Raw genomic sequence first — 21,495 nt, 5'->3', positions numbered from 1 at the left:
TGGCGGCCGCAGGCAGCCAGCTAACATCGACGGCCACCTTTCGAACAATGACGCGGGCACTGGCCCTGAGGAGAAGTAACGGATGCCCGAGATCGACTGGTTGCAATGGCCTGCGATGGTTGTCACCGTGGTGGCCGCATGGCTGGTTGCCTCGCCCAGGGAACGGCGCCGCAATTTCGGCTTCTGGGTTTTTCTGGGCAGCAACGCGCTGTGGATCGCGTGGGGCCTGTATGCGAACGCCTATGCGCTGATCGTGCTGCAAGTCTGCCTGGCGGCGATGAATATCCGCGGGGCGATCAAGAATGATGCGTGAAGGGGTTACGAGCCAGGTTCGGTATACGCGCCCTCAGTCAGTCGTCAGCCAGTGGCCACAGCCTGAAATCGATGTGTTTCGCTGCTCCGATGAAGTCCTTGTCCATCGACAACATCGTCAGGTCATGCCTGCGACACAGTTGAATCAGTAGCGCATCGATGGTGCCGACCTGCACCCCACTGCGCCTACAGATGTTGCGCAGCTCGGCTGCTTCGATGTGGTCCTCCCGATCTGGCTGCAGGAAGGCCAGCGCGGCGAGTCTCTCGATGAGCAGGTCGCGCGCCTTCGGCCCGGCGAATCCCTGCAATAACTCCTGAAGAATCAGCCCCGTCGTGAACACCTGATCTGCACCGAGCAGCGCGTTGCGGAGCGCAGTGACCTCCGGCGCCGACTGCATGGTGTCCCGCCGTAACGCCAGGGACCAGACGCTGGTGTCGACCAGGAGGCTCACCGTCTGCGCGCCCGCTCAGCCTTGTAGTCGAACGACGTGTCCCACTCGAGTTTGCCGAACAACTCGGCGACCCCTCGCTGCTCCCGGCGAGCGATGAACTCCTGCAAGGCCCGCGTGACGGCGGCCTTTTTCGTCGGCTCGCCGCTCAAGCGAAAAGCCCGGTCCAACAACTCTTGGTCTAGAGCCAGATTGGTTGCCATGTGTGACTCCTTGATACGAAGTCTACACAGACCAGTTGTTGGCTGCAATGCGCTCGAAACATCGGAAGATGTTGTTCATCATCAGCCTGCTGCGGTGCGTTGCAGCCAAGCTCAGGGCAGCGCATAGCGGCTCTGGACAAAGCCGAACGGATAGGCCTTGGCCGACAGCAGGCGAAGCGGGATGTCGCAAGGCACCGCACCGAACAGACGGATTCCGGAACCAAGCAGCACCGGGATCACCGTGATCGTCATCTCCGAAATCAGCCCGGCCGCGAGAAAGGCCTGGATCGTCTGGCCGCCATCGACGTAGAGGTGCCGGTGGCCGGCATCGGCTGCGAGCTGCACGACCTGCTGCGGCGCCATGTCGAGCAACGATATCGAGCCGGGCAAGCCGACCGGCAGGCGCTGCAGCGAACGGCTCAGCACATGGACCGGCTTGTCGCCATACGGCCAGTCCGCAAAGCCGAGCACCTGCTCGAACGACGCCCGGCCCATCACCAGCGCATCGACCGATGCGAAGAACTCCGCATAGCCGCAGTCTTCACCTTCCGGCACCGTCGCATTGGCCTTTTCCAGCCAATCGATTGCGCCGTTTTCCCGGGCGATATAGCCGTCGAGGCTGGTGGCGATGAAGACGGAGAGCTTCGGGGTCATCGAGGTGCCTTCGTGTGCTGCAGCGTCTGGAGAAGCGGACTCGGTCGACATGATTGGCGAGCAAGGCGGCGGTTCAATCGAAGGCTGAACTCATTCGGTCGGCGAGGGCGTTCCCTGGTGATAGACCATTTGCCAGCCGACGGGTGTCTGCAGCCAGACGGAACTTCGGCGTGCGCCAAGAACCAGGCTGCCAGCCGGTTCGCGCTCCGCCGATTGATAGCTCAACAGCGCCACCTCCGGGGCCAGCATCTGCAACGAATAAGCCGAGGCCACGACGTCGGGCTGCGTTGCCGAGTCTGCCAGGTGGGCGATCACCGTTTCCCGCGTGTACGGCCGTCCGGAGCGACCGACTTCGTGGAAGTCCGGATGCAGCAGCGCTTCGAGCCGCTCACGCGAGCAGCGCACGCCGGGGTGGTGCAATTCCGATTCCAGGGCCTGGAGATGAGCGAGGAGATCGGTCACGGCTTTTTCAGGCGCGGCACAACGGTTGAGCTTGTCGGGCGGTTCCGGATGCGGTCGAGCGCGAGTTCGGCCTGCTCGGTCTGCAACGTTTTTTTGCTCATTTGCCGCCGGCTCGCTGAAGGATGGCCTTCATGTCCTCGAAGCCGACCGGCGCAGAAGTATGTTCGTGAATGATCCGAAGCACATGCCCACTGGTCTTCAGCGCCCAGGAGATCCGGTTCTGCATGCTGCCCCGTGGTTCGCCTTGTGCGGATACGCCAGCGTAGGTGACGATCGCGCTGACGACGGCAAGGTCCGAAGTGCCGGACGATTGGACATCGTCGAAGCTGACCTTGCACGTATCCGTGCCGAGTGACGTGAACCAGGCCTCGACGGCCAGCTGCCACGCATCGGCACCTTCATAGGACCATATTCCCCAGGTGTCGAAGATCCTGACCTTGGGGTCGTACAGCTGCATGAAGCGAGTGATGTCCTTCGCATGGACAGCCGACTTGTAGATTTCGAGCACCCGGTCGATCGATTTGTCGATGTCTGGCATTGCTGGCCTTGTTGATTGTCGAGTGCTCCGGCAGGAATGCCGCTGCTGCCGGCTTTGTGCTGCGTGACCGCGGAGTGGGCCGCCAGGCCACCCCTTCAAGCGTCATTGCTCACGCGATTGGACGCGAGCGCTTCGCCGGTTCGTTCAGCTACTTCCCTGGGGCGGCGTAAAGCGGCGACTTCTTCGCTGCGGCGTCGAGTTCCTCCGGTGTCATCAGCACCGTGGTTTGCACCGTCGCGCCGCCGCTGGCGGATACGGTCAGGGCGATGGCCGCTGCGCTGGCTGCATCCGGCAGGTCCGCCACGACGAAGGCGTCGGTATCGCCGAAAGCGAAATGGAAGGACTCGACCTTTCCGCCAACCGACTCTGCCGCACTCTGGGCAATGGCACGACGCTTGGAGCCGCCTTCACGAACGAGGCCTTTGGCGCCCTCGGCGGTGTAGTTCACGCGGAGCATGTACTTGGGCATCACTATTTCCTTTGAAGGAGAACTCGAGACGCGCCGCAATTGACCCGTGCGGCGCACGGCGGGGCACCGATTGTCTGCCCGTGTCCGATATCGCGCAATGCGAACTGATTTGGCCAACGAACCGCTGCCACGACATGCGCCCAGGCGCGTGATGACCCCGGTGCCGGTGGCGACCTCCAACACATGCGCGTGGCCATGTCCCGTGCCCAGGGCTCGAAGATGAGCGGGACGAGGTGGCGCTCCGGACGTCAGGCACAACTGGAATCGGCGGTTCGCAAATGGCGCGAGAAGGTAAATGCGAGCGATGAAACGCCACTCGCGAACTTGACATCTTGCTTGCAGTACCTATCCTCATTTCCAAGGGGGCACGGACCCCCCGTGATTCTCGACACACCCTTTGAGACCGGTCATGGAACCACTCATCTGGCAGGTTGTATACGACCTCGACGGCGGTCTGCTCGACACCGGGCCTGGGCCCAGCAATGATCGGTTCGGCGAAGTGGGCGCGGGCAGATCCGGGACACCACTTGGGAACCACTATGTTCGCAGGGCAATTGCCGGGCACAGTGCAAATACTTCTCGGGGGCAGTCCGCCACGGGTGTCGGTGCCGATCTGTTCTACACCGCAATGCACAACATGAATATCGTGGCGGCGGATCAGGCCGAGCAGCAGGCACTCGAGGAACTCAGCCCGCAGATTTACCACCAAATGCCGGCTGGATCCGGCGGTGTGTTGGTGGCGTCCATCTACAGGTTCCAGGGGGCTTCGAGAGGCTTCACGTTTGCTTATGTGGTAGGAGCGGCCCCAGTATCGAGTTGGGCCATCAACGACTATCTTGCACGCGGATCGATTCGCGATCGGGATTCTCGTCAGAAACTCTGGTGGGTCACGATCAAGCGGCAAATGAAGCCGGACTCTGCAACGCCAGGGATCTCGTCTTGGCCGTAGAGTGAACCGACGCGGCGGGGAGGAATTCAGACACGCCGCAATCGGCGCGTGAGGCGTACGACGGGGCACCGATTGCCTGCCCGTGTCGGATATGGTGCAAGCCGACGGTTCGCCGCCGCTTGACCGCCCAGCTACTTGATGAAGTATCCGGCCACGCGCCACATGCCGTCGCGATCTTGCGCAAGGGTCAAGGTCTCGACCGCCGTTGCCTTGTTCTCGAATACGGCGTCGTACTGAAATACGACGTACTTCCCGTCAGGGGCCCCGGGGAGAACGCTGGATGCTGTTGCTGATCTCTCCGCGCGTTTGCGCAGCGCGCCCAGAGGAGCACGCACCGACTGCGCGGCCTTCTCCCAAGCCTGAACCGATACGGCGCTCTTGAACATCAAAGCCGCTGTTTCCCACGATCCCGAGTAGTTCGAGGTATCGACCTTCTGCAGCCATTCGGCTGCGGCCGGTCTTGCGGCTGGATCCACGTCGGCGCCCGCAAGAGCTACGGTGGGCGCAGTGGACAGCAGCAACACCAGCAGTGCGAGGGCGAGGCGACGATTCATTGCGGACTCCCAGAGCTGAAGACGTCAAGTGCGATGCCCGACGTGGAAGCTGCGCCCCATGCAGGGGAAGGCATCGGCGCTTGAACGATTCGTGCATCACTTCGCGCCGGGAAGTACGTCTTCCAACTGCCAGACGCTGCTCTTCCGCTTGAGCCGACGAACATGGCTGCTCCCTTCGAATTGCCCACGCAATTCAGCGTCCGAGATCGTGCCTCGAAAAGCGGCTTTCGGGCAACTGCTGAGCGGATCGCGATGGGGCTCCAGCGTGACCGCGATTCCCTTGAAGCTCGCCTGGACGAGCACGGGTTTTGTCAGCTTGCCGTCGGAGCATTGCACCAGCGCGAAGTGACCTCCGTCACCGCTTGGCACGATGAAAATTTCCATACCGACGAAGTCCCCGAATTCTTGTTGGTACTTCATGTCGGTGAACATGCCCGGTACCGGTGACAGCTTCGCCGGCGGCGTCGCAGTGGCACCAACTGGGCCGGTCGACAAGGTGGCGGCGACAACATAGATCAGCCATCGGTGGAGCCTGTTGGTGCTCCGGTCGAGCAGGTGGTCAGGCTTCATGTCGCGCCCGCCGCAAGATGAGCCAGCCCGCGAACGCCAATCCCAGCCAGGGGGCGACTGCACTCGGCACTGCCCACCAGGGCGGAAGCAGGATTTGCCAGAGGACATCGCTGATCGGGACAGGTTGGACCTCTCGAGGCAACTCTGACAGGTACAGCATGGACGACGCCGTCCTGAAGACAAAGCAGGTGACTGCGCCGGCGACGATCGCCAGCATGAACGGCCTGGGTGGTAGCTCACGCAGCAGCCGATAGCTGGCGAGCGTGCCGCCCGCAAAGAGAATGGCCATCGGCAAGGCCATCGTCGTCAGGATCACGATGGCCGCGGCCAGTTCTGCCCGCCCGCGCCCAAACCAAGCAAAGTAACTGCTCGGTACGGCGATAGCCGCAAGAAAGCCGGCAACGTATATCACCGCCTGGTAGAGCAAGAAGCCGGCTGCGAACGCCAGAAGCAACAAGCCGGCCGACCACCAAGGGGTTTTCATGGCGGCAAATGCTAATCAGGGACTACTTTGAGGAGAACGTCCGAGTTAACCGAAGCAGTGGCGTAAGGCGACGGGGCAAGAATGAAATGGACGCCCAAACGGCGCCATACTGCCACCGCTTACAGATGACCGAATGGTTAACCGTCATTTTTCACCAGTCCCGGCCGCCGTGCCGAGTGGCGCGGTAATTCGCCTCGAATAGAATCGTATGCTCGCCTTCTGTCTGTGGTACGTAATCCCAGCGACTAGCTGCTTGCTTGATAAGCCTCTTGGTTGACCCCGGATCAAGCTTCAACTCTAGATCAACCTCAGCAAAATGGATTACGCGCGTGTTTTCGTCACTTCCGCGCGATCCCATCCAGGAAGTGATGATCGCAAGTTTATCTGCCTCCGAGTATTGAATTGGTAAAGGTTCATCTGCAGGCGCGGTGTTGTTTTGTTTGACAAGCTTGCCCAACTTTCCGAGCGACTTGGTAATCTTAGTAGTTGAGGGGCCGAGTGCGGCACGAAGATTTCCATCCTGCCGAGTTGCGTCGTATAAAGCAGGCGTAAGTCCGAGCAAGTCCGTAGGGAGTCGGAGCTGATCCTCTGATCCCCGAGGAACAAGGATGAAGTTTCGATCCCTCCCCAAACGGCCTGCAAAAAGTCCTAGTTCAAACACAACGTTGTCTCGGACGACCTGTCTCTGCTCGCCGCGCATTATGGACACGTCGTCTGGCGAAAAAATGAACACGCCAAAGTCGCTGCCGTCGAGGGCGTCGATAAGTGAATCAAGTGTGTACTTCGAGAGCTCGAAGATGCCCTGTGTCCAAACTGTCACCTCAGCAGTATGCTCCAGGTTCTCTTGAAGTGCGTAAGCCACGTCCAAGCTCTCTGAAGACGAACCGACAAAGACCGCAGGCTTATTGCTCATTTGGGACAGTGGGTTGTGGTTACGGCTAACGTTTGACTTGAGCGGCGTGCGGAAGGCACGTCCGCTTGAAGGAAGGGTTGGATTCTTCACCAGTCACGATAGGGAATCATCGTTCTAGTCACACCGTTTCGGAGCTGAACTTTCTGAAAGAGGTGGCTTAGTGAGTTCATTGCGAGTTCGATGTGCGGGGTCGGCCCTACGCAAATGTTCCACACGGGTGATTTTTCGGCCGCGGAGTTGAGTTTCACTGGCACGTAGGGCACGAGAAGTGATTTCCCCGGACGGAGATCTACCCTGGGATCGTTGGATGGCACCATGCCAACCAATCGCCACTCCCGCTCGTCCCTAAACGATAGGTCTTTCATAAACGGGGCAAACGCGACAAATTTCTGTAGGAACGTGTTGCAGTTAGCGCGGGTGTGTTCAACCGGATCTGCACCGAGTGGGAAATTCGACTCGAGCACTGCTACAGCCTCTCGTGCCCACTCTTTGACGGCTTGCTTTTGCAGTTCGCGGTCATAGATGCAAGGGCGAAGCTCAAAACCTTGTTCATGAGCAATTGGACGGAGCAGATCACCGTCGAAGCCGACGCTGTAACCGAAGCTCGGTGGACAGTACCCGCGCCATTGACTCAGTGAGTCGTGAACTTCGGAAAAGCAGGCGACGTAAAGCGCGAGGCCAGATATTGACTCAAGATGGCTTGTTACCGCGGCGCACAACTGCGCGTAGTTGTCGCCCTTGCGGCCTTGCCGTAGGCCGCGGAGGGCTGACGCTGCCAGCTCGGTCGCGTGAGCGAACTCTTTTGAGTCGTTCATGTACCGAATCTGGGTCGCCCACAGCGAATCGCTCGAAAGGATGCCTAGAACACCCGCCCCGCTCGTGTAGTGGTGAAGAATCACAGACGGTACTTTGAGCATGCGGCAAAGAATCTGATCGTGAATTGGACGGACCGGATCGTCGCTTTGATTTCCGTCTATCGCAACCCTGCAAACAGGGTGTCGTCGCCAACTGCGTTGGCCCGTTGAGATTTCCGGCGCATTCAGAGGGCAGCCTCGCCGCTAGGCGGTCTGAATCGTTGCGGCTCTGTTGCCCAACATCCCGGTTGCGGCCGCGCTTCGGCACACACGGATCAGCAACCCCGAGCCACCTCCCCCAACACCCCCACCACCTCCTCCGCCCGATTGCTGCACAACATGTGGTTGCTCTCGATCTCGAAATACTCCCAGTCAAGAGACCCCTTCGCCCGCTCCGCCGCGCGCCAGAACGCGGCGTTGCCCGAGTCGCCATCCGGCGACCGTGTCGCCTTGATGTAGGTCCGCGTGAACGGAAAGGATTCGAGCGGCTGGGCCAGGTAGACCGGCTCGGTGAAGCAGCCGTTCGGATGGGTGGTGCGGCGCGGGGCCATCCATTCGGCTTCTTGCGGGTCGTCGAATTCGCGCACCGGGCCGTTGACGAGCCATGGCTGGCCGAGCTCGATTTTCTGCCGCTGCTCGGCGCGAGAATGGCTTGCGACCGATTCGCCGTTCGCGGGGACGAAGGCGTCGAGGTAGACGAGGTGCTGCACGCGCTCGGCGATGTGTTCGAGCGCGCCGGTGACGACGAAGCCGCCATAAGAGAAGCCGACCAGCACGATCTGCCGCAGGTCCTCGTAGAGGATGTGGTTGACGACGTCGCGGATGTGGGTGCCGAGGTCGACCAGCGGGCTCGCGAGGTGCACGCGTTCGCCGATGCCGGTCAGGCTCGGCGTCGAGACCTCGTGGCCTTGCGCGCGCAGCAGTCTGCGCACATGGCGAAACCCATGGGCACCGCCCCAGGCGCCGTGGACCAGCACGAACGTTGCCATCGTGATCTCCTTGTCTGTGGCGCAAACCAGATTGCGCGCCGTCGGCCGCATGACCGGCCGGTTCAGTCCCCGCTATTCCCCGCAGGTGTGCCGTCTTGTTCGCGCGGCGACGCCTTGCTCGCGGCCAGCGCCTGCAGCAATTCGTTTTCGTCGGCGTCCGACAAGCCGGCCTGGCGCGGCCTGTCGAGCGGCTGCCTCGTCAACTCCCACGCCAGCGTGTCGCGCAGCGTGTCCTGCAGCGCGCGTCGACGCAGGCCCGCTTGTACTGCCTTCGCGCTGCTGCGTGCGCCGAAGCCGGCGTGGTCGGCCATCGGCAGCCACAGCGGCAGCGAGCGGGGGCCCATCCACGGCGCGACGCCTTGCGCTGTCAGCCAGTCGGACGGTGCAGCCTTCACGGGGCCCTGGTGCTCGGCCACCGCGCGCGCGAACCGGATGTGTTCGGCGAACGGCGTCGGCGCGCCGCTTGCATTGAAGCTGCCGCTGACGCCGCGGCTGGCGCAGTCGACGAGCCATTGCGCGAGGTCGCGCACATCGATCAGCTGTGTCTGCTGCTTCGGGTTGTCGGGCAGCAGCACGTCACGGCCATGCTGGCTTGCCCGTGCAAAGCGCAACGGCCAGTAACCGCTGCGATCGGTCTTGTCGCCCGGGCCGCCGATCAGCCCGGGGCGGACGATCAGCGCGCCGGCGCTGCCGAAGGCATCGCGGACGATCTGCTCGCAGGCAACCTTCGCGCGACCATATTCACTGATGTTCGTCAGCACGTCCGATTCGAGCGCCGGCAGGATCTCGGCCTGCTCGTCTTCGTCGAGTCGGGCGTGGCTCGCATAGACGCTGGCCGACGACACATAGATATAGGTCCCAACGCGGTCCATCAACGCGGCGGCGGCAGCCCGCACCTGGCCCGGTTGGCTGGCGACGTCGATCACGGCATCCCATTGCGTCGTGCGCACCGTTTCGTAGGCATCCGGCTGGGTTCGGTCCGCCTTCACGAATGCCGCGCCGTCCGGTAGAGCGCCGGTTTTTGCGCGGGCCAGGCAGGTCACCTCATGGCCGCGTTCGAGCGCGGCATGAACGATCTGACCGCCGAGCCAGCCGGTTCCGCCGAGGATCAGGAGTTGCATGGTTGGACCTGTTGCGGGCGAAGTGCGATCCGATTCTGGCCCACAACTGCGCAGTCGAAAACGCGCACATTGGATACCGAGCGCCTCGCGCAGTTCGAGCTACGCTCGGATCTCAACGTTTTCGGGGAGCCGCCACGATGGACGCCATCTCCTGCAGCGCAGCCAAGGCCTCCCTCGCAAAGACGATGGACCGTGTTTGCGAGGACCGTGAACCGATCGTCATTACCCGGCACCGCGGGCAATCGGTCGTTCTGCTCTCGCTGGACGAATTCAAAGCGATGCAGGAAACCGCCCATCTGCTGCGCAGGCCGGCAAACGCCTGGCGGCTGCTTTCTGCGGCGGTGCAACTGGCGGAAGAAAAGGGCAGGACTTGAGCGGGCTCGCGGTGAGCCTCACCCACACTGCCCAACCGCCCCACACGCGGTGCAGAATTCGCAGCCGTCGCGGTGGATCACCGTGGCGTTGCCGCATTCGCCGCAGACCTTGCCGGCGAGGATGCGGCCGCGTTCGGGCTCGGATTTGCCGGTGGTCTCGAGCACGCCCATGTCGCGCACCGGAAAACCTTCCTCGGTCAGCACGCCGAGCATCGCGTAGCGGTGGATGATCAGCCGCGCCATGTAGGCCACCGTCGACGGCCAGGTCTGCTGGCGGCGCTGGCCGTGCGGCAGGCCGGGGACGAAGGCCATGAAATTGCCGAGCGGCTCGGCATAGTTCAGCAGCTTGCGCAGCTTCATGCCGATCCACGCCGGGTCGATCACCCGCATGTCGAGCGACAGGATGCGCGCCAGCCCGTCGAGCGCGCGCGGGTAGTTGCCGGAGAAGCCGACCGCACACGGCCGCGTCGTGCCGGCCGAAGGGTCGGTGCCGGTCGGGTCGCTGCCGGGCAGCGTCACTTCCTTCAGCGTCAGCGTGAAGGCTTCGCCGGTGGCCGGGTTGTCGATGTCGACCGCCCACGCGAGCGTGCCCGATGGGCCGGTGCGCGGCTCGTCGACGCTGAACATCGCATCCATCACCGGTGTCGGCGCGCTCTGTGACGGCGGCAGCGCCTTCAGCTGCTCGCAGCGCCAGCGGATCACCGCCGCGGTGGCCGCAACGACGCCGGGGAACAGCCGCCGCTCGCCGTGCGGCGGGAACGGCATCTCGAATTCGCGCTCCTCGGCAACCGTCGTCAATGCATCGAGTTTCAGCTGCAGCCAGGCCGCATCGTTGGCGCGCAGGTCCATCGACAGCGTCTTCGCCAGCGCGCCGAGGCCGCGCGGCTGCTCGGCGCCGTTGACCCAGACCTCGAACGGCTGCGGCGCTGCGCCGCCTTCGCCGGCGGACAGTTCGCCGACGAACAGCGCGAAATGCCCGAACGGATGCTGCACCATGAAGGTCCAGGCCGGGTTGCCGCCCGGCAGTTCGGGCCGGCCCGGCCAGCGCAGCGACGACAACACCGGCGCCGGCAGCCGATCCAGCGTCAGCCGGCGGTTCGTGTGGTCGATCTGCAGCGGTGCGGCCGGTATCGCACCGGCGGCCGGCTGCGTCACGCTCAGCACCGAGCCGAGCACGCTGTTCGGCCGGTAGGTCGCCAGCCCCTTCAGCCCCGATTGCCAGGCATCGAGATACAGGTTCTGGAACTGCTCGTACGGATAGTCGGCCGGCACATTGACCGTCTTCGAGATCGATGTGTCGATATACGGTGCGACGGCGGCGACCATCGCCTCGTGCGCACTCGCACTCAATTCGAGTGCGGTGACGAAGGCCGGCGTCAGCGCCGCCGCCTCGCCACGCAGGTGGCGGTACAGCCGCCACGCGTGGTCCTCGACCTGGTGCTCCTTGACGCTGCCGTCGGCCATCCGCTTCTTGCGCGTATAGGTCCAGCTGAATGGCGGCTCGATGCCGTTGCTCGCATTGTCGGCAAAGGCGAGGCTGATCGTGCCGGTCGGCGCGATCGACAGCAGGTGCGAATTGCGCAGGCCGTGGCTGCGGATGCGCTCGCGCAGCGGTTGCGGAAGCCTTGACGCGAACGTCGTTCGGCTGAGGTACAGGTCGGCATTGAACAGCGGGAAGGCACCGCGTTCGCGCGCCAGCTCGACCGATGCGTCGTAGGCGGCATCGCGCAGCAGCTCGGAGATGCGCCGCGCGGTGGCGCGCGCTGCATCGCTGTCGTAGTGCTGGTTCAGCATCACCAGCGCATCGCCGAGGCCGGTAAAGCCGAGGCCGACGCGCCGCTTGTTGCGCGCCTCTTCCTGCTGCGCCGGCAGCGGCCAGACGGTGACGTCGAGCACGTTGTCGAGCATGCGCACCGCCACCTGCACCAGCTGCACGAAGGCCGCCTCGTCGAAGCGCGCCGCCTTCTCGTCGAACGGATCGCGGACGAACCGGGTCAGGTCGATCGAGCCGAGGCAGCAGCAGCCGTACGACGGCAGCGGCTGCTCGGCGCAGGGGTTGGTCGCCGCGATGTCCTCGCAATACGACAGGTTGTTGTCGCGGTTGATGTGGTCGAGAAACAGCACGCCAGGCTCGGCATGATCGTAGGTCGAGCGCATGATCTGGTCCCACAGCTCCCGCGCGCGGCGTTTGCCGTAGACCCACATGCCCGAGCCGCTGTCGCCTTCATCGCGCTGGAAGGCGCCAGCTGCCTGCAGCGCGGCCGACGGCTCGGCGCGGTGCACCAGCTCGATCTCGCCGTCGGCCAGCACCGCTTCCATGAAGGCATCGGTGACGCCGACCGAGATGTTGAAATTCTTCAGGTCGCCTTCGTCCTTCGCGTGGATGAATTCCTCGATGTCCGGATGGTCGCAACGCAACACGCCCATCTGCGCACCACGCCGCGCGCCGGCCGATTCGACGGTTTCGCACGAGCGGTCGAAGACGCGCATGTAGCTGACCGGGCCGGACGCGCCGCTCTGCGTGCTGGCAACCCAGGCGCCGCGCGGCCGGATGCGCGAGAAGTCGTAGCCGACGCCGCCGCCGCGGCGCATCGTCTCGGCCGCTTCGGTCAATGCGGTATAGATGCCTGGGAATCCGTCTTCCGGCTGCGAAATCGAATCGCCGACCGGCTGCACGAAGCAGTTGATCAGCGTCGCCGACAACCCGGTGCCGGCCGCCGACTGGATGCGCCCGGCCGGCACGAAGCCGCCGCGCAGCGCGGTGACGAAGCGTTGCTCCCAGTGGCCGCGCTGCTCCGGCGCCTCGGCCTCGGCGAGCGCGCGGGCCACCCGCTGGAAAACCGCATCGATCGTCCGCTCGTCGCCTTTTGCATATTTTTCGAGCAGCACCTCGTTGCTGATCGGCTGCGCCGGCAGGTTGCCGAGGTGGTGGGAAATGGCGGGTTCGGCGTGTGGCATTCGGTGGATTCCTGAGGCGAGAAACGCGACCTTAGAGGGTTCCGGCCCGCCGGTGGTTGAGCCGGATCAAGCCGCGGTTGGCAGCCGGGGCATTTGTCGCTGGAGCATACGGCGGCGCCGCCAGCTCGCCGGGTGCCGGCGGAACTGGCTATGCTCGGCGAAAGGCCCGATTTCGCCAACCCGACCCGTCTGACCGAATGACCGAATGACCGAAGAACTGTTCCGTGAAGATGCCACACTGACCGAATGCAGCGCGACGATCGTCGCCGTCGACGAGTTCGGCATCGTGCTCGACCGGACGGTCTTCTACCCGCTCGGCGGCGGCCAGGCCGGTGATGCCGGCACGCTGACGACGGATGGCGGGCGTGTGATCGCAATCGCCGATACGCGCAAGCACAAGGAGCGCGCGGGCGACATCGCGCACGTGCCGGCTGCCGGCAGCTATCTGGCGGGCCTTGCCCCGGGCAGCCGCGTGACCGCGCGCATCGATGCCGCGCGCCGCGAGGCGCATCGCCGCTTCCACACGACGACCCATCTGCTGTGTGCGCTGGTGCCGCATCCGGTCGACGGCTGCAGCATCACCGCCGCTTATGCACGGCTCGATTTCCACACCAGCGAGCCGCTCGACAAGCAGGCGCTGAGCGACGGCATCGCGGCCTTTGTCGCCGCCGCGCACCCGGTGCGGCACCGCTGGATCAGCGAGGCCGAGCTCGATGCCAATCCGCAACTGGTGCGCAGCATGAGCGTGCAGCCGCCGCGCGGGCTCGGCCGCATCCGCGTGATCGACATCGACGGCGTCGACCTGCAGCCCTGCGGCGGCACCCATGTCGGCAATACAGCCGAAATCGGCAACGTCGTCGTCACGAAGATCGAGAAGAAGTCGGCAATGACGCGCCGTGTCGTGCTCGGTTTTGGCGGCTGACGGTGTCTCGAATCCGGCGGGCCGGATGAGGCACTGGATACTGGTCGCGCTGCTGGCGGTGGCCACGGCGCTGCCGGCAGCGGTGATCGCCGGCACCACGCACAGCTTCACGTCACCGGTGCAGGCGCACCCCGGTTCGCGCGAACGCCAGTTCAATGTTTACGTGCCGGACGGCCTCAGCGGCCCGGCGCCGATGGTGATCGCGCTGCACGGCTGCCGCCAGACCCACGACAACGTGTTGCGCGACTGGGGGCTTGCGGCGGCTGCCGACCGCCACCGCTTCATTCTCGTTGCACCGTTCATCACCAGCTACGACGGGCTGCGAAATCCGAACTGCTGGGGTTTCTGGTTGCCGCAACACCGGCAACAGGGCCGCGGCGAGCCGGCGGATCTGGTTGCGATCGGCCGCCAGGTCGAGGCGCGGTTTGCAGTCGATCCACGCCGGCGTTATGTCGTCGGGCTGTCGTCGGGTGGTGCGATGGCGGTCGTGCTGTCGGTCACCCACAATGAATATTTCGCCGCCGCGGCAAGCGCCGCCGGCCTGCCGTATGGCGAGGACGCGGCGGCGGTGTCGTTCAGCGGCTGCCCCGGATCGGCAAAGTTTCATCCAGTCGAGCGGGTCGTTGCCGACATGCGCGCGGCGCGCGATTCGCCGTACCGGATACCGCTGCTGGTGCTGCAGAACAACCGCGACTGCACCGTCGTGCAGCCGGCCGGGCGCAACCTTCGCGATGCGCAACTCGCGCTGAATGGCGAAGGCGAATTCATCGCGCCGGCGAAGGCGCTGGCGAGCGAAGCGGGCTGCAAGCCGGTTCATGGCGCCGACCACGGTTGCCGCCACAGCATCTATACCGTCGATGGCAAGGCCGGCAGCCGCTCGATCGTCGAGACGGTGCTCTACGACGGCCCGCTGGACACGCCGAACCGCGACGATACCGACCACGGGCATTACTGGATCGGCGGCGAACAGGGCCGTGACGGCCCGTGGGCGATCCGGCGCGGGCCGAGTCATCCGGATATCGTCTGGGAATTCTTCGCGCGCCATGGGGCTGAAGGCCCGGCTCCGCCAGCGCCGCCAGTCTGCAATTCCGTCCGCGCGGCGCCGGGCTCGCATGTGCAGGCGGGCCGTGCGGTGCTCGGTGGCTGGTTCAACTCGCGCGCGTTGTCGAGCGGCGACCGCCGCGACATCGGTTTTGCCTGGGACTTCTTCTGGCAGCCGGAGACCTTGTACGAATCGGCTGCAGGGCGCTGGTTTGCACAGCGGCCGGCCGGCTGCAAATGATCGGATCAACGAGGAGATCAATTTGAACCGCAACGATGAAAACGACAATCGATCGGTCGCGCTGTACTGGGACTTCGAGAACCTGCACGCCGGGTTGATCGAGGCCAAATACGGCGAGGGCCACTACGCTCGGCAGGACAACCGCTTCAAGGCGCAGGAGCCGCTGGTCGACGTGCAGGCACTGGTCGAACTGGCGGCCTCGTTCGGCCCGGTCGCGATCAACCGCGCGTACTGCAACTGGCAGTTTTTCGGCCGCTACCGCGATGCGCTGCTGCAGAACGCGGTCGAGCTGATCCAGCTGTTTCCGCCCGGCGCATCGGCAAAGAATGGTGCCGACATCAAGCTCTGTCTCGACGCGGCCGAAGATATCAGCCGCTTTGCGCACATCGGCACCGTGATCATCGTCGGCGGTGACAGTGACTTCATGCCGGTCGCGCAGAAGATCAAGGCCGCCGGACGGACGTTGATCGGCATCGGCACCCGCCGCAATACCAACCGGCATTGGGCCAAGAGCTGCCACGAGTTTCGTTACTACGACAGCCTGGTCGAAGCGCCGCCGGTCGATGATGGGGCGCAGTCTGGCCAGGCCGATGAAGCGCCGGTCGCGGCCGCGCCGCCAGCCGATCCTGCTGCCGATATGCTCAAGCGCGCGGTACGGCTGCTCGCCGAATCACGAGGCGAGCCGTGGGTCAACAAGGCCAGCCTCTGGCCGATGATCAAGCGCCTCGATTCGACCTTCGACCCGAAGGAATACGGCCACGCCGGTTTCTCGGACATGCTGAAGGCGATGGATGCCGTCGTCGAGATCAGGAAGGGTGATACCGATCACCTGGTCCGGCTGCGCTGAGGCCAGGCGACAGCGGCATACTGTGGCGCCCTGAATGGAAAACCCGATGGCCCGGCACGACGACATCTACAAAGGTTTCCGCTACATCGTCGACACGATCGCGGCAGGCGATGGACGCTTCGGCTGGCAGACCGTCGTCGACGGCAAGCGGCCGATCATCGGGCCGCCGTGCCCGACCGAGGCCGATGCAATGGCCGCCGGCATCGAGGCCGCGCAGGCGAAGATCGAATCGGTGCTCGACGGCTATCGGAAGCCGCGGTGAGGCTTTGTAGGAGGGGCTTCAGCCCCGATCCGGGCTGCAGGCATGCCATCAATCGGGGCTGAAGCCCCTCCTACGAAGTAATGCGGCCGCTTCGGCTCATCCCACCGCAACCGCCGCCGGCCGTTCGCCGGCCAGCGCCTGCAGCAGGTTGCTGGTCGCCAGCACCGCCATCGCATGGCGGGTCTCGTGGGTTGCCGAGCCGATGTGCGGCAGCGCGGTGACGCGGGGGTGGCGGCGCAGCGGCGAATCGAGCGGCAGCGGTTCGACCGCAAACACATCGAGCCCGGCGGCGCGCAGATGACCGGCGTCGAGTGATGCGAGCAGCGCAGCTTCATCGACGATCGCGCCGCGGGAGCCGTTGACGAGGATCGCGCCCGGTTTCATCGCCGAAAGTTTTTCCGCATCGATCAGCCCGCGGGTGTTTTCGGTCAGCGGCAACGTCAGCACGACGATATCGGCTTCGGCCAGCAGTTGCTCGAGGCCGACATGGCGGGCCTTGCCGGCGAGTTCGGGCAACGCCACTTCGCGGGTGTTGTGGTACAGCACCGGCATGCCGAAGCCGAGTGCGGCGCGCCGTGCCAGCGCCTGGCCGATGCGGCCGAAGCCGACGATGCCGAGCCGCTTGCCGTGCACGTCCCAGCCGAACAGCGATTCGTCGATGTTGCGTGTCCAGTGGCCGTCGCGCAGGTGGGTTGCCAGTTCGATGAGTCGTCGGCTGGTCGCGATCACCAATGCAAAGATCGTGTCGGCAGTGGTTTCGGTCAACACGCCCGGTGTGTGGCACAGCATGATGCCGCGCCGCTGCAGTTCGGCAGTGTCGTAGTTGTCGATGCCGACCGAGATGCTCGAGACGACCTGCAGCGACGCCGCCTGCGCGAGGATCCCGGCATCGATCGGGTAGCTCGATCCGATCAGGCCCTGCGCTGCCGGCAGCGCGGCGAAGAAGGCGTCACGCTGCTCAGGCTTGCGCGGGTTTGCCACCGTCACCTCGTGCACTGCCTGCAGCCGCGCCAGCTGATCGGCCGGCAGCTCGCGGAAGACCAGCACCTGCCGGCGTGTCAAAGCCCGGCCTCGGCCAGTTCTGCCTGGCTCGGCAGGCCCTCGGTATCACCAAGCACCTGCACCGCACGGGCGCCGATCCATGCGCCGCGGCGCACCGCGGCCTCGACATCGCGACCGGCGAGCAGTGCGCTGATCACGCCGACCGCAAAGCCGTCGCCGGCACCGACGGTGTCGACGACCTGCTTGACCGGAAAACCGGCGACCGATCCGGTGCCGGCAGTCGCGCTGTCGTAATACGCGCCATCGGGCCCGAGCTTGACGACGACGAGGCTGGCGCCGCGCTCGCGGTAGAAGCGGGCGATCTTGGCCGGATCGTCCGAGCCGGTCAGCAACTGGCCTTCGGCAATGCCCGGGAAGACCCAGTCGGCATGGCAGGCGAGCTCGTTGATCGCATCGCGCATCGCCTGCTCGGAGGCCCACAGCGTCGGCCGCAGGTTCGGATCGAACGACACGCTGCGCCCGGCCTTGCGCATCAGCTGCATGCTGCGCAGCGCGGTCGCGCGGCAGTTGTCGGACAGCGCCGGGAAGACGCCGGTCGCATGCAGGTGGCGTGCGGACTGCAGCCAGGCGACATCGATGTCGTCGGGCTCGATCCGGCTCGCCGCCGAACCCTTGCGGTGGTATTCGATGTCCGGATCGCCGCCGCCTTCGACGCGGCCCTTGAACTGGAAGCCGGTGCGCTGCGTCGCGTCGCAGACCACATGCGAGCAGTCGATGCCTTCGCGCTGCATCGTCGCGAGCAGATAGCGGCCCATCGAATCGGTGCCGAGCCGGCTGACCCAGCCGACGCCGAGCCCGAGCCGGGCAAGGCCGATTGCGACATTGGTTTCGGCGCCGGCGGTGCGCTTGACAAAACTTTCGGCGTGTTCGAGCGGGCCGGGCCGGTCGGCGACCAGCAGCATCATCGCCTCGCCGAAGGTCACGACATCGAGTGGTCTGTTGCTCATCGGAGGCTCCTTGCGATGCCGCGCAGCAGCTCGAGCTGGCCACGCGTGGTTGCGAGCAGGTCTTCGCCGACCAGCGGGTATTCGATCGCCCACGGCTGGCCGGCCGGCAGTTCGCGCAGCATTGCGCGCCACGGTGCCGCTGAATCGACAAGCGGCACGGCGACCCAGCGCTGCGGCTGGCGTTGTACACCCTTGCAGTGCACATAAGCCACCCGTGAGCCGAGCGCGCGCGCCGCCTGCAGCGGGCATTCGCCGATCCAGTGCCAGTTGCCGAGGTCGAAGGTCATCGGCAGTTCGAGGCCGTTGTCGCTTGCCGCGGCAAAAAACCGTTGCAGCGCCGGCAGGCTGCCGGCGGCGGTCGTCTGGTCGTTTTCGATCAGCAGTTCGATCTCGCTGTCGGCCAGGCGCTCGCGCAGTTCGATCAGGCCGGCGACCGATTCGGCGGAAAATCCGCCGATCGACATCTTCAGCCGCGCCGCGCCGTGGCGACGGGCCAGTGCCAGCGCATCGGCGAACGCAGCGGCATCGAATCGGCCGTCGTCGGCCCACAGGCCTTGCGGGCTGGAATAGACGAGTTGCAGAGAAGCCGACGCGGCGGTGTCGCGGATCGCGGCGATTTCGGCATCGCTGCCGCTGGCCAGTTCGCCACGCACCTCGACGCCGTCGGCGCCGGCGTCGGCAGCGAGTTTCGTGAACCAGGCCTGGCCATGCCGCCGCACTTCGGACGCGCCGAATGCGCCGAGCGAGATCAGCAGCGGAGGAGGGTTTGTCATTGCAATCTTGTCGGCAGCGCAGGGCCGGGCCCACGGGGGCGGAAGCGCCCGCGGAATGCAGCCTGCGCCGCCTCGTTTCAGTGGTGTTGGGAAAGGATCTGGCCGAGGAAGGCCTGCAGCTTCGGATGTTCGGGCTTGCCGAAGAAGTCCTGCGGCGGGGCCTGCTCGAGGATCTTGCCGTCGGCCATGAAGATCACGCGGTCGGCAACGCTGCGCGCAAAACCCATTTCATGGGTCACGCACAACATCGTCATGCCGTCGTCGGCGAGGCTGATCATCGTGTCGAGCACTTCCTTGACCATTTCCGGGTCGAGCGCCGAGGTCGGCTCGTCGAACAACATGATCTTCGGGTTCATGCACAGCGCCCGCGCAATCGCGACGCGCTGCTGCTGGCCGCCGGACAACTGGCTCGGGTATTTGTCGGCCTGTTCGGGGATTCGAACCCGCTCGAGGTATTTCATCGCGGTGGCCTTGGCATCGGCCTCGCTGGTGCCGCGGGTGTGCATCGGTGCCAGCATGCAGTTCTGCAGCACCGTCAGGTGCGGGAACAGGTTGAACTGCTGGAACACCATGCCGACCTCGCGCCGCACGGCCTCGATGTTTTTTCCTTTATGGGACGTCAGATCGATGCCGTCGACGACGATGCTGCCCTGCTGCACCTTCTCGAGGTGGTTGATGCAGCGGATCAGCGTCGATTTGCCGGAACCGGAAGGACCGCAGATCACGATCCGCTCGCCGGCACGCACCTCGAGGTCGATGTCGGTCAGCACCTGGAAATGGCCGAACCATTTGCCGACCTTGTCGATGCTGATGATGGGTTGTGAGCTGCTCATGTCTGGGTCCCGCGGTTGGAGGTTGGCTGGTGCTGCCTTCAGTTGCTGGCCGGCATTGCGGGCAGGTCGGACTGCAGCCACTTCTGGTACAGCTTGTTCAGTTCGCCATTGGTGGTGTTGCGGGCGACGAACTCGTTGACGGTCTTCTCGAGGTCGGCCTGGCCCTGGCGCATCGCCACCGCCATGAATTGCTGGCGCAGCACCAGCTTGCTTTCATTGGCGTCACCGGCGCGCTTGGCGATCTGCGCGGCCACCGTCGTCGAGCAGCCGATCGCATCGACCTGGCCCGACAGCAGTGCCTGCATCGCCGATGCGTCGTCGTCGAAGCGGCGGATCTCGGTGCCTTCCGGCGCGATCGCGGTCAGCGCGGTGTCCTGCGTGCTGGCGCGGGCGACGCCGACGCGAACGCCTTTCAGATCGGCCGGCGACTTGATGTTGACCTTCTTCGATCCGTACAACACGATCGTCGCGGCGGAGTACGGACGCGAGAACTGCACCTGCTTGGCGCGCTCCGGCGTCACCGCCAGCGAGGCGACCAGCACGTCGACCTTGTTGGTCAGCAGGAACGGGATCCGGTTCGGGCCGGTGACCGGCACCAGGTTCAGCTTGACGCCGAGGTCCTTCGCGAGCAGGCGGGCGACGTCGGCATCGTAGCCATCGGGCTCGTTGCTCGAATTGACCGTGCCGTAGGGCGGAAAGTCGACCAGCAGGCCGACGGTCAACGTGCCCTTCGACTTGATCTCGGCGGCGGTCTGCGCCGACGCGAGCGGCGTGAAGCCGACGAGCAGTGCGCTGGCGGCAAGGGCTGCGGTGCAGCGGACGAGGTGGCGGCGGTTCAGGATGGACATGGCTTGTCTCCGGTGTTGGAACGGTTGGTGAAAAGGGCGCTCAGCGGGCGAGCGCGAGATTGCGTTGGCGCTCGATGCGGCCGGCCCACAGCGACAGCGGCCAGCACAAGGCGAAATAGACGGCGCCGACGACGCTGAAGACGAGCAGCGGCTCGAAGGTGGCGTTGTTGATGATCTGGCCGGCGCGGGTGATCTCGGTGAAGCCGATGATTGCGGCCAGCGACGTGCCCTTGATCACCTGGACGCTGTAACCGACCGTCGGCGGCAGTGCGATGCGCCAGGCCTGCGGCAGGATCACCTGGCGCATCCGCGCCGCATAACCCATGCCGAGCGCTTCGGCGGCTTCCCACTGGCCGCGCGGAACGGCCTGGATGCAGCCGCGCCAGATCTCGCCGAGGAAGGCGCTGGTATTGAGCACCAGCGCAATGCCCGCGGCGATCCACGGGCTGACGTCGAAGCCGAGCACAGGGGCGCCGAAGAAGACCAGGAACAACTGCATCAGCAGCGGCGTGCCCTGGAAGATCTGCGTGAAGACGGTGGCGCAGCGCTGCGCGATCACGCTCTCCGAAGTGCGCGCCAGCGCGACGATCAGCCCGCCGATCGCACCGCCGATGAATGCGATCAGCGACAGCGCGACCGTCCACTGCGCGGCCTGCAGGATGAACCAGATGTCGTTGATGCCGAAAGTTCTCATTTGATGTGCTCGGTAAATCCTTGATCAAGCTGACACCAAGGGTCCGGCTCTGCCGGCCCGATGGTGTGCCCCCTGGGGGGGGTAAGCGTGGACGAGAGGGCCTGCCTGCGCAGGTCCGAACGCCTCGCGAACCGTCCGAGCTCTGCGAGGACGTGGGGCGGCGTGAGCCGCT

Annotated in this window: 27 protein-coding genes; 7 read left to right on the top strand and 20 right to left on the bottom strand. The window is 64.9% G+C overall.

Going from position 1 to position 21,495, the window contains the following annotated elements:
* Window positions 1-82 precede the first annotated feature (82 nt).
* Window positions 83-313: a hypothetical protein gene (locus ACNH6H_RS03315; RefSeq protein WP_418315608.1), complete on the top strand. Its 231-nt coding sequence runs from the start codon at window positions 83-85 to the stop codon at window positions 311-313.
* A gap of 37 nt (window positions 314-350) precedes the next feature.
* Here ACNH6H_RS03315 and ACNH6H_RS03310 read toward each other — a convergent pair whose 3' ends face one another.
* The 6 genes from ACNH6H_RS03310 to ACNH6H_RS03285 form a co-directional block, all read right to left on the bottom strand.
* The gene (locus ACNH6H_RS03310; protein ID WP_418315607.1) at window positions 351-764 is read right to left on the bottom strand and encodes a PIN domain-containing protein; all 414 of its coding nucleotides are present in this window, start codon (window positions 762-764) and stop codon (window positions 351-353) included.
* Window positions 761-964 (bottom strand): type II toxin-antitoxin system VapB family antitoxin, encoded by a 204-nt coding sequence (locus tag ACNH6H_RS03305; protein WP_418315606.1) that lies wholly within the window; start codon window positions 962-964, stop codon window positions 761-763. Before ACNH6H_RS03305 ends, ACNH6H_RS03310 begins: the two co-directional genes overlap by 4 nt.
* Window positions 965-1,075: 111 nt before the next feature.
* A complete protein-coding gene (locus tag ACNH6H_RS03300) occupies window positions 1,076-1,618 on the bottom strand; it encodes a dihydrofolate reductase family protein (RefSeq protein ID WP_418315604.1) in 543 nt (180 codons plus the stop codon).
* Window positions 1,619-1,708: 90 nt separating this feature from the next.
* The gene (locus ACNH6H_RS03295) at window positions 1,709-2,080 is read right to left on the bottom strand and encodes a DUF4440 domain-containing protein (protein ID WP_418315603.1); all 372 of its coding nucleotides are present in this window, start codon (window positions 2,078-2,080) and stop codon (window positions 1,709-1,711) included.
* Between the two features lie 97 nt (window positions 2,081-2,177).
* Complete coding sequence (locus ACNH6H_RS03290; RefSeq protein ID WP_418315601.1) at window positions 2,178-2,618, bottom strand: YybH family protein; 441 nt, start codon at window positions 2,616-2,618, stop codon at window positions 2,178-2,180.
* Window positions 2,619-2,766: 148 nt separating this feature from the next.
* Window positions 2,767-3,087, bottom strand: coding sequence for a GYD domain-containing protein (locus ACNH6H_RS03285; RefSeq protein WP_418315599.1), 321 nt, complete (start codon window positions 3,085-3,087; stop codon window positions 2,767-2,769).
* Window positions 3,088-3,496: 409 nt separating this feature from the next.
* Here ACNH6H_RS03285 and ACNH6H_RS03280 point away from each other — a divergent pair, with 409 nt between their 5' ends.
* Window positions 3,497-4,036 carry a hypothetical protein gene (locus ACNH6H_RS03280; protein WP_418315598.1) on the top strand — a complete coding sequence of 180 codons (540 nt, stop codon included), beginning with the start codon at window positions 3,497-3,499 and terminating at the stop codon, window positions 4,034-4,036.
* A 131-nt stretch (window positions 4,037-4,167) separates the two neighbouring features.
* On the opposite strand, the gene ACNH6H_RS03275 is transcribed toward ACNH6H_RS03280, so the two are convergent.
* The 7 genes from ACNH6H_RS03275 to ACNH6H_RS03245 all read right to left on the bottom strand — a co-directional run bounded on the left by ACNH6H_RS03275 (window position 4,168) and on the right by ACNH6H_RS03245 (window position 9,521).
* Window positions 4,168-4,590 (bottom strand): DUF4019 domain-containing protein, encoded by a 423-nt coding sequence (locus tag ACNH6H_RS03275; protein WP_418315596.1) that lies wholly within the window; start codon window positions 4,588-4,590, stop codon window positions 4,168-4,170.
* A 96-nt stretch (window positions 4,591-4,686) separates the two neighbouring features.
* Window positions 4,687-5,160, bottom strand: a complete 474-nt coding sequence (locus ACNH6H_RS03270; RefSeq protein WP_418315595.1) for a hypothetical protein — start codon at window positions 5,158-5,160, stop codon at window positions 4,687-4,689.
* A complete protein-coding gene (locus ACNH6H_RS03265; protein WP_418315593.1) occupies window positions 5,150-5,644 on the bottom strand; it encodes a hypothetical protein in 495 nt (164 codons plus the stop codon). Before ACNH6H_RS03265 ends, ACNH6H_RS03270 begins: the two co-directional genes overlap by 11 nt.
* Before the next feature lie 151 nt (window positions 5,645-5,795).
* On the bottom strand, window positions 5,796-6,647 hold the full coding sequence (locus ACNH6H_RS03260) for a TIR domain-containing protein (RefSeq protein WP_418315591.1): 852 nt from the start codon (window positions 6,645-6,647) through the stop codon (window positions 5,796-5,798).
* Window positions 6,644-7,372 (bottom strand): DUF2971 domain-containing protein, encoded by a 729-nt coding sequence (locus tag ACNH6H_RS03255; RefSeq protein ID WP_418315590.1) that lies wholly within the window; start codon window positions 7,370-7,372, stop codon window positions 6,644-6,646. Before ACNH6H_RS03255 ends, ACNH6H_RS03260 begins: the two co-directional genes overlap by 4 nt.
* Window positions 7,373-7,686: 314 nt before the next feature.
* Entirely contained in the window at window positions 7,687-8,400 is a 714-nt protein-coding gene (locus tag ACNH6H_RS03250; protein ID WP_418315588.1) for an alpha/beta hydrolase, read from the bottom strand.
* Between the two features lie 62 nt (window positions 8,401-8,462).
* Window positions 8,463-9,521 carry an NAD-dependent epimerase/dehydratase family protein gene (locus tag ACNH6H_RS03245; protein WP_418315586.1) on the bottom strand — a complete coding sequence of 353 codons (1,059 nt, stop codon included), beginning with the start codon at window positions 9,519-9,521 and terminating at the stop codon, window positions 8,463-8,465.
* A 137-nt stretch (window positions 9,522-9,658) separates the two neighbouring features.
* Between ACNH6H_RS03245 and ACNH6H_RS03240 the strand changes: the two genes are divergently transcribed.
* Window positions 9,659-9,895 carry a type II toxin-antitoxin system Phd/YefM family antitoxin gene (locus ACNH6H_RS03240; protein ID WP_418315584.1) on the top strand — a complete coding sequence of 79 codons (237 nt, stop codon included), beginning with the start codon at window positions 9,659-9,661 and terminating at the stop codon, window positions 9,893-9,895.
* A gap of 18 nt (window positions 9,896-9,913) precedes the next feature.
* Here ACNH6H_RS03240 and ACNH6H_RS03235 read toward each other — a convergent pair whose 3' ends face one another.
* Window positions 9,914-12,853 carry an adenosylcobalamin-dependent ribonucleoside-diphosphate reductase gene (locus ACNH6H_RS03235; protein ID WP_418315582.1) on the bottom strand — a complete coding sequence of 980 codons (2,940 nt, stop codon included), beginning with the start codon at window positions 12,851-12,853 and terminating at the stop codon, window positions 9,914-9,916.
* A 205-nt stretch (window positions 12,854-13,058) separates the two neighbouring features.
* Between ACNH6H_RS03235 and ACNH6H_RS03230 the strand changes: the two genes are divergently transcribed.
* Genes ACNH6H_RS03230 through ACNH6H_RS03215 form a run of 4 tightly spaced genes read left to right on the top strand, consistent with a single transcriptional unit; the run spans window position 13,059 to window position 16,166 of the window.
* Entirely contained in the window at window positions 13,059-13,775 is a 717-nt protein-coding gene (locus tag ACNH6H_RS03230; RefSeq protein ID WP_418315580.1) for an alanyl-tRNA editing protein, read from the top strand.
* 25 nt (window positions 13,776-13,800) lie between these two features.
* Window positions 13,801-15,057 (top strand): PHB depolymerase family esterase, encoded by a 1,257-nt coding sequence (locus ACNH6H_RS03225; protein WP_418315579.1) that lies wholly within the window; start codon window positions 13,801-13,803, stop codon window positions 15,055-15,057.
* Window positions 15,058-15,079: 22 nt separating this feature from the next.
* Entirely contained in the window at window positions 15,080-15,904 is an 825-nt protein-coding gene (locus ACNH6H_RS03220) for an NYN domain-containing protein (RefSeq protein ID WP_418315578.1), read from the top strand.
* Window positions 15,905-15,950: 46 nt separating this feature from the next.
* Complete coding sequence (locus ACNH6H_RS03215; protein ID WP_418315576.1) at window positions 15,951-16,166, top strand: hypothetical protein; 216 nt, start codon at window positions 15,951-15,953, stop codon at window positions 16,164-16,166.
* Between the two features lie 96 nt (window positions 16,167-16,262).
* On the opposite strand, the gene ACNH6H_RS03210 is transcribed toward ACNH6H_RS03215, so the two are convergent.
* The 6 genes from ACNH6H_RS03210 to ACNH6H_RS03185 all read right to left on the bottom strand — a co-directional run bounded on the left by ACNH6H_RS03210 (window position 16,263) and on the right by ACNH6H_RS03185 (window position 21,323).
* A complete protein-coding gene (locus ACNH6H_RS03210; RefSeq protein ID WP_418315575.1) occupies window positions 16,263-17,228 on the bottom strand; it encodes a 2-hydroxyacid dehydrogenase in 966 nt (321 codons plus the stop codon).
* Window positions 17,225-18,175 carry a sugar kinase gene (locus ACNH6H_RS03205; protein ID WP_418315574.1) on the bottom strand — a complete coding sequence of 317 codons (951 nt, stop codon included), beginning with the start codon at window positions 18,173-18,175 and terminating at the stop codon, window positions 17,225-17,227. The genes ACNH6H_RS03210 and ACNH6H_RS03205 overlap by 4 nt, the downstream gene beginning before the upstream one ends.
* Window positions 18,172-18,948 (bottom strand): sugar phosphate isomerase/epimerase family protein, encoded by a 777-nt coding sequence (locus ACNH6H_RS03200; RefSeq protein WP_418315573.1) that lies wholly within the window; start codon window positions 18,946-18,948, stop codon window positions 18,172-18,174. The genes ACNH6H_RS03205 and ACNH6H_RS03200 overlap by 4 nt, the downstream gene beginning before the upstream one ends.
* Window positions 18,949-19,025: 77 nt before the next feature.
* Window positions 19,026-19,781 (bottom strand): amino acid ABC transporter ATP-binding protein, encoded by a 756-nt coding sequence (locus tag ACNH6H_RS03195; RefSeq protein ID WP_418315571.1) that lies wholly within the window; start codon window positions 19,779-19,781, stop codon window positions 19,026-19,028.
* 38 nt (window positions 19,782-19,819) lie between these two features.
* On the bottom strand, window positions 19,820-20,629 hold the full coding sequence (locus ACNH6H_RS03190; protein WP_418315570.1) for a transporter substrate-binding domain-containing protein: 810 nt from the start codon (window positions 20,627-20,629) through the stop codon (window positions 19,820-19,822).
* Window positions 20,630-20,669: 40 nt separating this feature from the next.
* Window positions 20,670-21,323: an amino acid ABC transporter permease gene (locus ACNH6H_RS03185; RefSeq protein ID WP_418315569.1), complete on the bottom strand. Its 654-nt coding sequence runs from the start codon at window positions 21,321-21,323 to the stop codon at window positions 20,670-20,672.
* Window positions 21,324-21,495: the final 172 nt, after the last annotated feature.

This window comes from Pseudideonella sakaiensis (assembly GCF_048320135.1).
Taxonomy (GTDB): domain Bacteria; phylum Pseudomonadota; class Gammaproteobacteria; order Burkholderiales; family Burkholderiaceae_C; genus Ideonella_A; species Ideonella_A sakaiensis_A.
The sequence above is the reverse complement of the archived record's forward strand: the minus strand, read 5'-3'. Positions and strand labels throughout refer to the sequence as shown.

Excerpts from the sequence above, each read along its gene's own strand:
- ACNH6H_RS03315 (WP_418315608.1), top strand. The coding sequence starts at position 83 with ATGCCCGAGATCGACTGGTTGCAATGGCCTGCGATGGTTGTCACCGTG.
- ACNH6H_RS03305 (WP_418315606.1), bottom strand. The coding sequence starts at position 964 with ATGGCAACCAATCTGGCTCTAGACCAAGAGTTGTTGGACCGGGCTTTT.
- ACNH6H_RS03300 (WP_418315604.1), bottom strand. The coding sequence starts at position 1,618 with ATGACCCCGAAGCTCTCCGTCTTCATCGCCACCAGCCTCGACGGCTAT.
- ACNH6H_RS03290 (WP_418315601.1), bottom strand. The coding sequence starts at position 2,618 with ATGCCAGACATCGACAAATCGATCGACCGGGTGCTCGAAATCTACAAG.
- ACNH6H_RS03285 (WP_418315599.1), bottom strand. The coding sequence starts at position 3,087 with ATGCCCAAGTACATGCTCCGCGTGAACTACACCGCCGAGGGCGCCAAA.
- ACNH6H_RS03280 (WP_418315598.1), top strand. The coding sequence starts at position 3,497 with ATGGAACCACTCATCTGGCAGGTTGTATACGACCTCGACGGCGGTCTG.
- ACNH6H_RS03275 (WP_418315596.1), bottom strand. The coding sequence starts at position 4,590 with ATGAATCGTCGCCTCGCCCTCGCACTGCTGGTGTTGCTGCTGTCCACT.
- ACNH6H_RS03270 (WP_418315595.1), bottom strand. The coding sequence starts at position 5,160 with ATGAAGCCTGACCACCTGCTCGACCGGAGCACCAACAGGCTCCACCGA.
- ACNH6H_RS03265 (WP_418315593.1), bottom strand. The coding sequence starts at position 5,644 with ATGAAAACCCCTTGGTGGTCGGCCGGCTTGTTGCTTCTGGCGTTCGCA.
- ACNH6H_RS03255 (WP_418315590.1), bottom strand. The coding sequence starts at position 7,372 with ATGAACGACTCAAAAGAGTTCGCTCACGCGACCGAGCTGGCAGCGTCA.
- ACNH6H_RS03250 (WP_418315588.1), bottom strand. The coding sequence starts at position 8,400 with ATGGCAACGTTCGTGCTGGTCCACGGCGCCTGGGGCGGTGCCCATGGG.
- ACNH6H_RS03245 (WP_418315586.1), bottom strand. The coding sequence starts at position 9,521 with ATGCAACTCCTGATCCTCGGCGGAACCGGCTGGCTCGGCGGTCAGATC.
- ACNH6H_RS03240 (WP_418315584.1), top strand. The coding sequence starts at position 9,659 with ATGGACGCCATCTCCTGCAGCGCAGCCAAGGCCTCCCTCGCAAAGACG.
- ACNH6H_RS03235 (WP_418315582.1), bottom strand. The coding sequence starts at position 12,853 with ATGCCACACGCCGAACCCGCCATTTCCCACCACCTCGGCAACCTGCCG.
- ACNH6H_RS03230 (WP_418315580.1), top strand. The coding sequence starts at position 13,059 with ATGACCGAAGAACTGTTCCGTGAAGATGCCACACTGACCGAATGCAGC.
- ACNH6H_RS03225 (WP_418315579.1), top strand. The coding sequence starts at position 13,801 with ATGAGGCACTGGATACTGGTCGCGCTGCTGGCGGTGGCCACGGCGCTG.
- ACNH6H_RS03215 (WP_418315576.1), top strand. The coding sequence starts at position 15,951 with ATGGCCCGGCACGACGACATCTACAAAGGTTTCCGCTACATCGTCGAC.
- ACNH6H_RS03205 (WP_418315574.1), bottom strand. The coding sequence starts at position 18,175 with ATGAGCAACAGACCACTCGATGTCGTGACCTTCGGCGAGGCGATGATG.
- ACNH6H_RS03200 (WP_418315573.1), bottom strand. The coding sequence starts at position 18,948 with ATGACAAACCCTCCTCCGCTGCTGATCTCGCTCGGCGCATTCGGCGCG.
- ACNH6H_RS03195 (WP_418315571.1), bottom strand. The coding sequence starts at position 19,781 with ATGAGCAGCTCACAACCCATCATCAGCATCGACAAGGTCGGCAAATGG.
- ACNH6H_RS03190 (WP_418315570.1), bottom strand. The coding sequence starts at position 20,629 with ATGTCCATCCTGAACCGCCGCCACCTCGTCCGCTGCACCGCAGCCCTT.
- ACNH6H_RS03185 (WP_418315569.1), bottom strand. The coding sequence starts at position 21,323 with ATGAGAACTTTCGGCATCAACGACATCTGGTTCATCCTGCAGGCCGCG.